Source organism: Streptomyces scabichelini (assembly GCF_011045015.1).
GTDB lineage: Bacteria > Actinomycetota > Actinomycetes > Streptomycetales > Streptomycetaceae > Streptomyces > Streptomyces scabichelini.
Genome location: NZ_JAAKZY010000036.1, coordinates 49,858 through 61,497 on the forward strand (window position 1 = coordinate 49,858; position 11,640 = coordinate 61,497).

The following is an 11,640-nucleotide window of genomic DNA, read 5'->3' on the forward strand; positions in this document are numbered from 1 at the left end:
CGCCGAAACGGCACCCGCCCTACTCCGCCGGGAAGGCCCGCAGCTTCGCGGTGTCCCCCACGAAGGCCGAGAATGGCGATCGACAGCTCGTTGACGGTGGAGGGCCCGCCCTGGTCGCGGCGCTGCCCGAGCAGGTTGGAGGTGAATCCGCTCGCGTCGACCGAGCTCAGGTCCACGCCCTCGGCACCGACGGCGCTCACCAACACGCGAGGCGTGGTCGGGACGGCATCCGGCGACAGGGGAGCGGGGGGGGGAGGGAAATGGGTCGTCGGCGTTCACGTCCGACCGATCGGGAGCGCCGGTGCCGGGACGCAACAGATGCAGCCAGCTGCCGGAGCCATTGGAGTAATTCTCGCGTGCCTCGCTGGCCGGCGGAGTGGTGTCGGAGCGCGTGGGCGTCGATCCCGTTCGCCTCCAGGACCGCGAGGATCGACTTGTCGGCCGGGATCTCGAAGACCTCACCGGTGTCGAGTTCGACGGTGAACGCCTGGTTGCCGCTGGTGTCGACCTCGGCGGCGACGAAGCGCTCCATGTGAACGTGGTCCTCGCCGACCACTGGTGCGAAGACCGAGGTGACCTGCTCCATGAAGCCCTGAGGGCCACAGGTGTAGACGTGGCCGGCTGGGGTCAGCCCGGCCGCCACCTCGGAGAGCAGGACCGGCTGGTCTCCGCGCGGAACACCGAAGTGGAGCCGGACGGCGTCGCGGAATTCGGCCCGCCTCTCCAGCAGGTCGACGAACGCAGCCTCCTCCCGCGAGCGGGCGAAGTAGTGCAGCTCGAACTCCGCGCCATGGGTGCGCAGCCGGTAGGCCATGTTCAGCAGCGGGGTGATGCCGATGCCGCCGGCCTGTCGCCGATCAGGGCGCCCAGGCTCTCGGCGGCTGTCTTCTCCCTGATCCTCGCGCGGGGGGCGTCGACCGTCTTGAGGCTGATGTCCAGCTGCCTGGCGATCGACTTGCTCGGTTGTCCCGCGATCACGAGCCGCAGGATCTCCCGTTCGCGCTGACTCAGCGCGGCGAGCCGGGCCCGCACCGCACGCCGCTCGGCTTGCTCGGCGTATCGCTTGCGGGCCAGGCCCAGTGCGTTCTGGACGACTTCGAGCACGTGCTGCGGGTCGTAGGGCTTCTCCAGGAAGTCCAGCGCACCCCGCTGCAGGGCACGCACCGACATCCGGATGTCGCCGTGCGCCGAGACGAAGACGACCGGTAGCACGGCGTCGGAAGTGTTGAGGAACTCCTGGACCTGGAACCCGCCCTTGTGCGGCATACGTACGTCCAGGACCAGGCAGGCGGGGCGGCCCGGATCGAAGGCGGCCAGGAAGGAGTCCGCGTCGGTGAAGCACTCCGTGTTGATGTGCACGGAGTCCAGCAGCCAGGCCAGGGACTGGCACAGTTGCTCGTCGTCGTCCAGGACGTAGACGACGTCGGCCGGCTCTGAGCGCGCTGTGGGCGCGGGCAGGCGAGAGTTGACGGTCATCGCTCCTCGCTTTCAGGGACGTCGTGGCAACGACCCTAAGCAGCCGGGCTGGTTCTGCGGCGGCACTGCGTGCACGGACTTCCGCCTACGGGTGCATCGATCAGGTGTAGGACGCCAAGAGCCCTTCGAGGACCTCGAGCTGGCGTTCCGGGGTGGTGATTCCCGGCGTGAGGACGGCGTTGACCTGGAAGCCCAGGACGACGGCGAACAGCGTCTCGACGATGTCCTCGTCACAGGTGCGGGTGGTCACCTCACCGGCTCTCCTGGCCTGGGCGAGGCAGCCGTGCATGAGCGTCCGCCACCGGCCCATGATGGCTTCGTAGGCGGACGACATGCGCGGGTCGTACAGGGCACGGTCCCAGAAGGCGACCACGACCCGCGCCTCCAGAAGCCGTGTGTCGTCCAACGGCATCAGCTCGCGGCAGAGGCTGCGCAGGGCCGACAGACCGCCCGTCTGCGCAATGGCGGGCTCCATGCGGCCTTCGGTCGCGTCGCACGCGTACTGGAAGGCGGCGAGCAGGATCTCGTCCTTGTCGCGGAAGTACGGGGCGAGCCCTCCGTTGGCGAAGCCCGCCTCGGCCGCGAGTTCCCTCATGGTCACCGCGGCGAGGCCGCGGCGGCTGACGAGCGACCAGACCGACCGGATGATCAGACGCCTCCGGGCCTCGTGATCGACGATCTTCGGCATGTGGTCCTTCTCCGTTCCGTACCGGCCGCCTCACACGAACATGGCCGCCATGCTGATGATCATGAGTGCCGCACCGGGCTCCCGGTAAGCCCATGCCCGACGGGTGCAGGGCATGGCGTCCGGGCCGACGGAGCGGTCCGACAGCTGACCGAACATGATCCCAGCCGCTCGGGCGGTCACCCAGGCGACGACCGTGAGTGCGGCCGGCCCGGCCACCATGCCGGCAGCCATGTGCGTATGTGATCCGCCGGAGTGGCCTGTCATCAGCACCATGAGCAGTGCCATCGCGGCCAAGTCGGTCACCTCGTCCCAGCCCCGCCGGTCGACGCACGCTCGCACGACGCTCCACAGGCAGGCGGCCCCGATGACGCAGGCTGCTGAACGCCCCCGGTCGCCGGACATGAGCACCATGCTGCTCAGCGCCAGCGACTGGGGCCCCCAGCGGCGCGCCGGCCCGGGTAGGTGACCGGCCAGGCAGAGCAGGGCCCCTGCCAGACCGGCCGCCGGCATCACTTCACGCATGGCCGTCGCGACCGCAGCAGCCGTGCGAGCCGGACAAGTTCGGGGGCACGTCGAGCGTCGGGTTGCGGTCGAAGAAGCCGGCCGGCTTCAGCTTGAAGCCGGTGTAGTCGACCGGCATGATCGGCCAGTCCTCCGGGCGGGGCGCGTGGGTGAGACCGAAGGTGTGCCAGACCACCAGCGACTGCCCGTCGATGTCCCGGTCCGCCGCCGCGTAGGCAGGCAGCCCGGCACCGCCGGGGTGCTGGTTGACGAAATCACCGGCCGGATAACGCTCGGCAGGGTCGTAGGCGGTCACCCACAGGTGCTTGGTGGCGAAGGCGGCCCGGGCAGCGATGGAGGAGTCCGGGTCGGCGAGCAGCGTCGGCTTGCCCTCGGGGTGGAGCACGTAGCCGACCGGCTTTCCAAGGGCATTGAGCGATCCTTGGTTGGTGATGTGCCAGACCCGGTCGACACTCATGTCGGCGGTGCGCTTCGCCTCGCTCTCCCTGGTCAGCGGTGTGTGCCGGTAGGTGAAGGCGTTCCCGCGCGGATTGTCCGGACGGCCGATGCGGAGGCGTACGACGTCGACCTCCTCCACCCGGTTCTCCGTACCGTCGACCGCCATGTCCAGGCGGGCGCAGAACAGGTGCTGGTGGTAAGGGGCGCCAAGGCCGGGGGCGATCTCGGCGGCATACGGGTAGTCGCCGCCCGGATAGGCGGAGGTGAAGACGACTCCGGTGGCCTTGGCCTCGAACTCGATGGTGCCGTCGAGGTAGAGGTACCAGTAGAAGCCGTAGTCGTAGTTGCCGACCGTGGTGAAGAAGGAGAGCACCATGCGGCGCTGGCGGCGGGTCTCGTTCGAGTTCGCCCACAGATCGGTGTGCTTCCAGAGGATGCCGTAGTCCTCCTCGTGCAGGCAGACCGCGTTGGGCAGGGTCCGCGGGTGGCCCGACTCGTCGGCGATGACCGCGTCGAGGTAGGTGATGTCACCGAGACAGTCGCAGCCGAGTTGGAGGGCGTTGGCCGACCGGCCGATCAGGTACTCGCCGGTGTCGAAGTAGTTCTGCCAGGAGCGGACCGGCGAGGGGTCGGCGTAGGGCACGACCATCTCGGCGATGGAGGCCCGGTGGATGACCGGGCGGTCGCGGCCCTTGTCCCGGTCGTGGAAGGCCAGTTGGTGCAGGATCAGGCCCTCGCGGGCGTCGAAGCCGATGCGCAGGGACCAGTTCTCCCACGTCAGCAGATTGTTCTCAAGGGTGAAGCTGGGTCCCTCGGGCTGGGTGATCTCGATGGGTTTCTGCGTGGTGCGGGAGGGGCCGGTGACGGCCGGGTCGTGGAAGTTCCCGGATCCGGTGGGGATCGGGACGGGGCCGAGGTCGACGACGCGGTGGACGGTGCGGCTGAGCACGTCCACGTAGCCGACCAGGCCGTCGACGGGGTGGGCCCAGGCGTGGTCCTGCTCGTGTTCCTGGACGAACGCCAGACCGCGCAGGATGCGGCGGCCGGACTCGTCCGGGTACTCGTCGGCGTAGACACCGGCGGACAGCGGGGCGACGCGTACGCGGGTCACGTCCAGGCCGCGGTCCTTGAGCGCGGCCAGCCACCGCTCGTCCTGGGTGAGCAGCTCTTCGACGATGCCGAATTCCTCTTCCAGCACGGGAAGTTGACCGTCGGCGACGGCATCCAGCGTTCGCTCGGCGACGATGTTCCGCCCGGCCAGGGACACGAGAACGTCCCGCCCGGGAGCGCCCGCGATGTCATGGAGCAGTACGCGGGCCCGGCGGTCCACCGGGTCACCCACGGAGAAGGCGAACAGGTCGCTCTTCGTGGGCTCTTCGAGGCCCACGTAGACGAAGCGCGAGGTGTCCTGAAGGGATCCGGCTCGGTCCAGCACCGAGCGAATCTCCTCGATGTCGTCCGCGGTCAGTTGGTCGAGCGGGTGTGCTGTGGCGGTCATGGTGCTCCTCCAGGGGGGTGCACTTGGCGGTGCTTTTTCTACGTTGGTAGAGGAAAAAGGACGGGCGTGGTTCGGGTCCTGACCTCGGCCGGGAGTTCCTGCCGGGCGGCCGGATCCCGTGCACGCATGGGCGGAAGCACGTGCACCTACTGGCGAATCCGCGGCGACTTTCGTGCCGCAGGCGAGTGCGCCCAGGCGCGCCGGTGCCCGCTCGGCGGCCGCGCGGACCCGCTGCGGTCGCTCACGACGGCGGCCGTCACCGGATCGTCCGAGGACCGAAGTAGGCGAGTGCCGCGCCCGCCACCAGCGCCACTCCCTGGGCCATCAGCTGCCAGAACGTCGGCACACCCAGCAGCGTGAGCCCGTTCTGCAGAGCGCCCAGGAACAGCACGCCGAGCAACACGCCGAAGACCGAGCCGGAGCCCCCGCTGAGGGCCACCCCGCCGAGCAGCACGGCGGTGAGCACCGTCAGTTCGAACCCGGCGCCCGAGGTCCCGGAGACAGCACTGTCGAGCACCGACGCCCTGATGGCCCCGGTCAGCGCCGCCGCGGCTCCGGTGATCACAAACAGGAGGAACGGGATGCGACGAGTGTTTATACCGGAGAGATAGGCGGCCTCCCGGTTGACCCCGATGGCGAACACATGCCGCCCGCCCGGCGTCAAAGCCAGGAACATCGCCCCTGTCACAACTACGAGCGCGGCGATGACGACAGGCGCGGCGACCCCGGCGATCCGGGCACCTCCCAGCCAGGCGAAACCCGTTCCGAAGTCACTCAGCGGCAGCGGAAACAGCTGCTGCGCCAGCCCCCGTACGGCGGTGAGCATGCCCAGCGTCACGATGAACGCCGACAGCCCGAGATAGCAGCACAGGATCCCGTTCACGGCACCGACCGCCGCGCCGACTGCCAGCCCACCGAGCACGGCCACTGCGGGAGACTGCCCTTGCGTCCCCGCGAGCCAGCCGGCCGCCAGCCCGCCGAGGGCGAGCGTCGAACCGACCGACAGATCGAGGTAGCCGCTGATGACCAGCAGGGCCAGTGGTACGGCGACGATGGCTGTGGTGGCCGCGTCGGTGGCGATCCCCCGCAGATTCGCTGCGTCGAGGAAACTGCCTGTGGACAGCTGGAAGACCAGCACCATCAGGGCGAGCACGAGGGTCAGCGGATGGCGCTGAACGGTTGTCAGACCCCTCGTCCCGAGCGCGCGCGGGCTCTGCGGTGTGCTCGGGGCCGTGTCGGCTGTCGTGGTGCTCATGCTGCTCCTTCTGCGGGGGTGTCGTGGACGGCCGACAGCAGGGCCGCTTCGGTGAGTTGGGCACCCGCCAGCTCACCGATGACCCGTCCGCGGGCCACAATCAGACAGCGGTGGGCGAGCGCCACGACCTCCTCGGGATCGCTGGAGGCGAAGAGCACCGCGGTCCGCTTCTCGGCAGCGAGTCCGGCCACCACTCGGTAGATCTCCTGGCGGGCCCCGACGTCCACGCCCTGGGTCGGCTCGTCGAGCAGCAGGACATTGGTCCTGCTGCGCTCGTTGACCCAGCGTCCGAGGACGAGTTTTTGCTGATTGCCCCCGGAGTAGGCCGCCGCGGGCAGCTTGGGCCGCGCCGGACGCAGACTGACAGCCGCAGCCACCGCGTCGAAGGTCCGCCGCTCGGCCCTGACGGACCGCAGAACTCCCCGCGCGAGGGAACGCAGGCCCGGAAGCAGCACGTTGTCCTGCGCGGTGAGTGTCGCGAACAGTCCCTGGGCACGTCGGTCCGCGGGCACCAGGGCGATCCCGGCGGCCAGTGCCTCGGCGGGCCGAGCAGGTGCGACGGCCCTGCCCCCGAGCCGCACACTCCCGGCCGACTTTTGTCGTCTGCCGAACAGGGTCTCGAGGATGCGCGTACGACCGGACCCGATGAGTCCGTACATCCCGACGATCTCGCCTTCGGCGACGTCGAACCCCACCGGCCCGAACCCGGCCCCGGCCAGCCCCTCCACCGTCAGGCCGGGGTGACCGGCCGTGGCCGCCGCCGGGTCCGGGGCCTTGTCATCCAGGACTGAGGCCGGGTCCCGGTGGGGGACCGGGTACGGGCCGTCCCGCACCGACCGGCTCGGAACGGCTGGACGGCCCGGCGCCGACGATCCCGAGGGCGGAGTGACTTCGGAGTTCCGGGGTCCGGACCGGGCGTCGAGGGCCCCGGACCCGCCGCTTGCCTCGGGAAGGCTTTGTGGACCGGCGCTGTCGTCGGACGGGCCGTGGCCCCGCTCGGTCGCTCCTGCGCGGCCGGGCCGGGGCGGCGGACTGCCGCTTGCCCGCCCCATGATCGTGGTGACCAGCTGCCTGCGGCTGTGTCCCGACGCCGTCGAGTGGTAGTCGACCCGCCCGTCGCGCAGCACGGTCACCGCGTCCGCGAGCCGTTCCACCTCCGACAGCAGATGCGTGACGTAGACGATCGCCAACCCTTGGGTGCGCAGGTCCTCCACACGGGCCGCCAAGGCGTCGCTCTCGGCGCCGGACAGCGCGGCGGTGGGTTCGTCCAGGACGAGGACCGAGGCGTTGCGGCTGAGAGCCTTCGCGATCTCCACCAACTGCCGCTGGCCCATCGGTAGGCCACCGACCCGGTCGCGGGGCGCGCATCCGGCGGCGACCCGTTCCAGCAGCCCAGCGGCGAGCGTCTCCTGAGCGCGGCGGTTGACCGCGCCGTACCGGATCCGCTCCTGGCCGAGGAATATGTTCTCGGCGACCGTGAGCGAGTCGACGACGCTCAGCGTCTGGAAGATGATCGCCACACCCGCCGCGATGGACTCGCGCGGGTTCAGCCGCGCGTAGGAGGTGCCGCCCACCTCGATCGTGCCCGCGTCCGGCGCGAACGCGCCGCCGAGACACTTGATCAGGGTGGACTTGCCCGCACCGTTGTGGCCGAGCAGGGCGTGGACCTGACCCGTCGGCACGGTCAGGTCCACGTTGTCGAGGGCCTTGGCACCGCCGAAGGACTTGCGCAGCCCTCGGATCCGCAGATTCGCCACCGTCATGGGAAGGGCCTACGCGCTCTGGGCGAGCAGCGCGTCGATCTTCGCGCCGTCGCTCCGCCGGAGCAGGGTGATCGGCACATTCACGCTCGGATTCGGCTTCCCGGCGGCGACCGCGCGCGGTACGTCTACGACGGCGGAGGCGATGTCCTTCAGCGCGAGGGCCGCGGAGGCCCGGTAGAAGGTGCCCTCCCTGATCGCGAGAAGGGAGGGCGTGGAGCCGTCCTGGCCGCCGACAAAGGTCTTGGCGTCGTCTTTCTTCCGTCCCGCCTGCTGGAGCGCTTTGAAGCCGCCGTACGCGCCCGAGTCCGTCACCCCCAGAATGATGTTGAGATCGGGGTGCTTTGCCAGGATCGCGTTGGACTTCGACAGGGCCGTGTCCGGATCGATGGCCTGCTCTTCGGCGACCACGTCGACGCCGGGCGCGAGCTTGGTGAAGGCGTCGATCATGCCCTTGGTACGCTCGCGGCCCAACTGGATGGTGCTGTCGGTCAGGAACGCGATCTTCCCCTTCCCACCGAGCTCCTCTTCGGCCCATTTCGCCGCCGCCTCGCCCAGGAGCGTGCCGCCCTCCAGGAAGCTGAACTGGATGTCCGCGCTCTGGTTCTCCAGCGAGCCGCCGTAGGTGACCCAGATCAGCCCTGCGTCCAGCGCCTGCCGGGCGATCTTCTCGGTGGCCTCGAAGATCATCGGGAACGACACGATCGCAGGCACTTGCTGGGCGATCCAGGCATTGAGATTGGTGGCCTGGGCGTCGGGATTGCTCGCGTCGTTCGTCGTCGCCAGAGAGATGTCGTGCTTTTGGGCGGCCGCCGTGGAGAGCTTGACGAGGCTGGCGTAGAGCGGGAGTTGGGTGTACGGGTAGTCGAAGCCGATCTTGGCGAGGTTTTGGACGGCCGTCGGAGAGCCGCTGTCGTCCTTTGCCGAGGCGGCTGTTGTTTCCTGCGGGCCCGCACAGCCTGTGGCGGTCAGGGCGGTGGCCGCCATCGCCCCGCCGGACCAGGCCAGGAACTGTCTGCGTGAAGCGGGGGCGGAAAGGAGCGGCTTGACCATTGCAGGACCTCCGAGATGGGTGGATGCCCCTCCTTGTGATGCGGCACGATGCGGGGCGTGCGGGTGACATTAAGTCGACGGGCCCTGCCGCCACATCGGCAGAACAACCGATACGCGCGGCTTGTCCGGCGCCCCGCACCAGCTGCGCCCGCACCACCTCGGACCGTGTCCGACGCGGTTGGTTTGCGGAGTGGCGTAGAGCAGCGCGGGGCTGCCGCCCGACCGGGAAAGGCCCGATAGGGGCGCACGGCACGTCCGTGATCATGGGCCACACCAGCGGGATCGGCGGGGATTCACCCATGACACCGGTCGCGGTGACGACTGCCTGGCCCGGTACATGGAGGCGTGTTCCGGCGCCACGGTCCCGGACCTCGCCCAGGAGGCAACTACTCGGTCGCCACCGTCCACCGGCTCCTGCACCAGGCCGGCACCCGGATGCGTCCCCAGCACAACCACGGCCCAGCCCCCCGCGATACCGCCGGCAGCTTCGAGCCGCAGATCGTCAAGAAGCGGCAGCGGCGGCTGACCGGCGTCGACGAGTGCCGCATCCGTACGCCCTCTCCACAGCCTGCTGACGGAGCTGGCGGAAGTCTCCCTGGGCGTGGACGCCACCCCCGTCCGAACGTTCTCCCGCGGCCGCCGCACGAACGGGCCGGAGCTCGCCACGGACCCGGATGCCGGCTGGTACGTACGGGAAGGCGACCACAGGGACCCTGACGCGCTGGTCTCCGATTCCATGCGCCCGTCTCCGCCGCCCGCCAAGAAGGGCAAGGCCAAGCCTTCCGAGGGCAAGAAGAAGATCTCGCTCAAGAAGAAGTACCTCTTCGGCTACGACGCCCACCTCATCGTGACCCGAGACGCAGAACACGACACCGTACTCCTCGACGACGGCACCCCGAACCCCGCAGTCCTCCCGGCCCTCGTCCTCGGCGTCGCCCTCGACAAGCCCGGCCACCGCCCCGCGTACAACGGCTTGAAGATCCTCAACCGACTCCGGGAGCGCGTGGATACAAACCCGGCTACCTTGCCGGCGACCGGGCCTACAACAACTCCGAGCCCCAGGAGTGGCAGCACCCCGTCCGAGCCATGGGCTACAAGCCCGTCTACGACTACCGTGCGGACCAGCTCGGCAAGCAGGCCGGAACGCACGGAGCGATCCTCGTCGAAGGCCGCTGGTACTGCCCGTCCATGCCCGAGCCCCTCATCAAGGCCACCATCGACCTGCACGCCGAGCGCATCGACCGGGAGACGTGGATCAAGCTGATCGCCGCCCGTCGCGGCTACCGCCTCATGCCGAAGGAGAACGCCGACGCCGACGGCTACCAGCGGATGATGTGTCCCGCCGAGGCGGGCAAGGCCCAGTGCCTCATCGAACCGCGCACTCTCGGGCGCGGCATCCACCTGCCCCTCATCGACCCGGAACCCAGCCCCACCGGTCCACTCAAGATCTGCCGCCAGCACACGATCACCGTCAGCCCCGAAGCCGGGGCCAAGCAGTGGCAAGCCCTGGACTACGGCAGCCCGGAGTGGCAGAGGGTCTACTTCCGGCTCCGAAACAGCGTCGAGGGCTACAACGGCGACCCGCGCCATGCAGTACCTGAGCCTGATCTGGCCCCCGAGCGGCGCCAGTTGCTGACCACCACCCCTGCCCCGGCACCGACGAGGGAGTGCTGATGACCGAGGTCACCACGCAGGCCACGGAGACGACTGCCGAAGAGGCGCCGACGCTGCCGGAGGAGCTAGGGCGTGTTTGAGATGTCGATCGACACAGCCGAGGTCTTGATCGACATTTCGAGCACCGCATAGCGTCAGGGTGGTGGAAACAACGCACCGGCCCGCCGCCCGGGTCATCTGTCTGGACGCTGCCCATCGCCTGCTTCTTCTGCACTGGCGTGATCCGTTCGACGGGAGGTGGCTCTGGGAACCACCCGGTGGCGGTATCGAGCCGGGCGAGACGCCGCTGGTGGCGGCACGACGAGAACTGGCCGAGGAAACCGGACTCGACCCGGCTGCGGTGCTTGATCGGTCTGTGCCAGTCGACCGTGATGTTCAGGCGACCGGCCCACCGTCGTTCCTCGCCGCCGGGCAGGCGGGTGACCGGGCAGGCTGGAGGCGGCCGGCCTGCCCGGGGCCCCGGTGGCCGGTCAGGGGCGCGCGTATACCTTGCAGCGGCCAAGGGGAGTGTCGTTTGCGTCCGCGAGGCAGACCCGGACGTAGGCGGCCCCGCCGGGGACATCCGCGGGAACGGTGAAGCTGATCGGCTTGACCTCGTTGCACGCCAAGCTGCTGCTCTTGAGGCCGAGGTTCCTGCCTTCGTCACTGGCGTCGTGCGTGGATACGTACACCCTGCGGCAATCGCTGGCGCTGACGGATCTAAGTGTCCCGTTGACGGTGACCGACCGGTTATTCCAGGTCAGGGTGCCGCGAGCGTAGGTGGCTCCGTAGGTGACGTCGAAGGGGCTGGTGGAGGAGGCGGCCGGCGCGGCGGGGGCCGGCGCGGCGCTGGCGGCCGGTGCGGTGAGCGCCGTGGGTATGGCGAAGGCCGAGGCGGCGGCAACCGCGAGGACGGAACGACGCAGTAACGACATGGGAATTCTCCTGTCACGCAAAGGATGGTGCTGGCGACTGCAAGTGCTGATCCGGTGGCACGCAAAGAACGGAGCCCGAGGCTAAGGGCCAAGAGGTGGAAAATGCCTCAGGAGGTCGATGGGACGGGGACCCCCGGTAAGGAGCGCCGGTGTTTTGTCGCTGTCCACCGAAAGTTCCGGCGCATCAAATTTCCGGCTCATCTGGATTGTTCCGTTTGACGTTCGTACGCGGGCCTACCGGCTGTGCACCAGAATGCCGGGGTGCTGTCCAGTTGTCTTTGGCGGAGCATCCACATTTCCTTGACGTTGCGTCTACACCGGGAGGCGAAGAGCTTGGTGGCGGTAGGCGGTGGGTGGGGTGC

At 69.3% G+C, this 11,640-nt stretch carries 12 protein-coding genes; 2 read left to right on the forward strand and 10 right to left on the reverse strand.

Annotated features, from left to right (window positions below; translation table 11 throughout):
• Nucleotides 1–196: 196 nt before the first annotated feature.
• The 9 genes from G5C60_RS14260 to G5C60_RS52015 form a co-directional block, all read right to left on the reverse strand.
• Complete coding sequence (locus G5C60_RS14260) at nt 197–814, reverse strand: hypothetical protein (RefSeq protein ID WP_206439507.1); 618 nt, start codon at nt 812–814, stop codon at nt 197–199.
• 2 nt (nt 815–816) lie between these two features.
• Nucleotides 817–1,476, reverse strand: a complete 660-nt coding sequence (locus tag G5C60_RS14265; RefSeq protein WP_165258831.1) for a response regulator transcription factor — start codon at nt 1,474–1,476, stop codon at nt 817–819.
• Nucleotides 1,477–1,576: 100 nt separating this feature from the next.
• Nucleotides 1,577–2,164 carry a TetR/AcrR family transcriptional regulator gene (locus tag G5C60_RS14270; RefSeq protein WP_165258833.1) on the reverse strand — a complete coding sequence of 196 codons (588 nt, stop codon included), beginning with the start codon at nt 2,162–2,164 and terminating at the stop codon, nt 1,577–1,579.
• A gap of 30 nt (nt 2,165–2,194) precedes the next feature.
• On the reverse strand, nt 2,195–2,686 hold the full coding sequence (locus G5C60_RS14275) for a hypothetical protein (RefSeq protein ID WP_165258836.1): 492 nt from the start codon (nt 2,684–2,686) through the stop codon (nt 2,195–2,197).
• Entirely contained in the window at nt 2,679–4,622 is a 1,944-nt protein-coding gene (locus G5C60_RS14280) for a primary-amine oxidase (protein WP_165258838.1), read from the reverse strand. The genes G5C60_RS14275 and G5C60_RS14280 overlap by 8 nt, the downstream gene beginning before the upstream one ends.
• A 256-nt stretch (nt 4,623–4,878) precedes the next feature.
• A complete protein-coding gene (locus G5C60_RS14285; RefSeq protein ID WP_165258841.1) occupies nt 4,879–5,877 on the reverse strand; it encodes an ABC transporter permease in 999 nt (332 codons plus the stop codon).
• On the reverse strand, nt 5,874–7,640 hold the full coding sequence (locus G5C60_RS52010; protein ID WP_241266790.1) for a sugar ABC transporter ATP-binding protein: 1,767 nt from the start codon (nt 7,638–7,640) through the stop codon (nt 5,874–5,876). Before G5C60_RS52010 ends, G5C60_RS14285 begins: the two co-directional genes overlap by 4 nt.
• A 9-nt stretch (nt 7,641–7,649) precedes the next feature.
• Nucleotides 7,650–8,690, reverse strand: coding sequence for a sugar ABC transporter substrate-binding protein (locus G5C60_RS14295; RefSeq protein WP_165258843.1), 1,041 nt, complete (start codon nt 8,688–8,690; stop codon nt 7,650–7,652).
• Between the two features lie 502 nt (nt 8,691–9,192).
• Complete coding sequence (locus G5C60_RS52015) at nt 9,193–9,645, reverse strand: hypothetical protein (RefSeq protein WP_241266797.1); 453 nt, start codon at nt 9,643–9,645, stop codon at nt 9,193–9,195.
• A gap of 131 nt (nt 9,646–9,776) precedes the next feature.
• Between G5C60_RS52015 and G5C60_RS52020 the strand changes: the two genes are divergently transcribed.
• Nucleotides 9,777–10,364, forward strand: coding sequence for a hypothetical protein (locus G5C60_RS52020; RefSeq protein WP_241266791.1), 588 nt, complete (start codon nt 9,777–9,779; stop codon nt 10,362–10,364).
• A gap of 142 nt (nt 10,365–10,506) precedes the next feature.
• Nucleotides 10,507–10,941 carry an NUDIX domain-containing protein gene (locus G5C60_RS54125; protein WP_420907371.1) on the forward strand — a complete coding sequence of 145 codons (435 nt, stop codon included), beginning with the start codon at nt 10,507–10,509 and terminating at the stop codon, nt 10,939–10,941.
• Here the strand turns inward: G5C60_RS54125 and G5C60_RS14310 are convergent.
• Nucleotides 10,835–11,278 carry a hypothetical protein gene (locus G5C60_RS14310; RefSeq protein WP_241266792.1) on the reverse strand — a complete coding sequence of 148 codons (444 nt, stop codon included), beginning with the start codon at nt 11,276–11,278 and terminating at the stop codon, nt 10,835–10,837. The two genes, G5C60_RS54125 and G5C60_RS14310, sit on opposite strands and share 107 nt — an antisense overlap.
• Nucleotides 11,279–11,640: the final 362 nt, after the last annotated feature.

Coding starts and splice junctions, on each gene's coding strand:
- G5C60_RS14295 (WP_165258843.1), bottom strand. CDS start 8,690: ATGGTCAAGCCGCTCCTTTCCGCCCCCGCTTCACGCAGACAGTTCCTG.
- G5C60_RS52020 (WP_241266791.1), top strand. CDS start 9,777: ATGGGCTACAAGCCCGTCTACGACTACCGTGCGGACCAGCTCGGCAAG.
- G5C60_RS14310 (WP_241266792.1), bottom strand. CDS start 11,278: ATGTCGTTACTGCGTCGTTCCGTCCTCGCGGTTGCCGCCGCCTCGGCC.
- G5C60_RS14285 (WP_165258841.1), bottom strand. CDS start 5,877: ATGAGCACCACGACAGCCGACACGGCCCCGAGCACACCGCAGAGCCCG.
- G5C60_RS52010 (WP_241266790.1), bottom strand. CDS start 7,640: ATGACGGTGGCGAATCTGCGGATCCGAGGGCTGCGCAAGTCCTTCGGC.
- G5C60_RS14270 (WP_165258833.1), bottom strand. CDS start 2,164: ATGCCGAAGATCGTCGATCACGAGGCCCGGAGGCGTCTGATCATCCGG.
- G5C60_RS14275 (WP_165258836.1), bottom strand. CDS start 2,686: ATGCGTGAAGTGATGCCGGCGGCCGGTCTGGCAGGGGCCCTGCTCTGC.
- G5C60_RS14260 (WP_206439507.1), bottom strand. CDS start 814: ATGGCCTACCGGCTGCGCACCCATGGCGCGGAGTTCGAGCTGCACTAC.
- G5C60_RS14265 (WP_165258831.1), bottom strand. CDS start 1,476: ATGACCGTCAACTCTCGCCTGCCCGCGCCCACAGCGCGCTCAGAGCCG.
- G5C60_RS14280 (WP_165258838.1), bottom strand. CDS start 4,622: ATGACCGCCACAGCACACCCGCTCGACCAACTGACCGCGGACGACATC.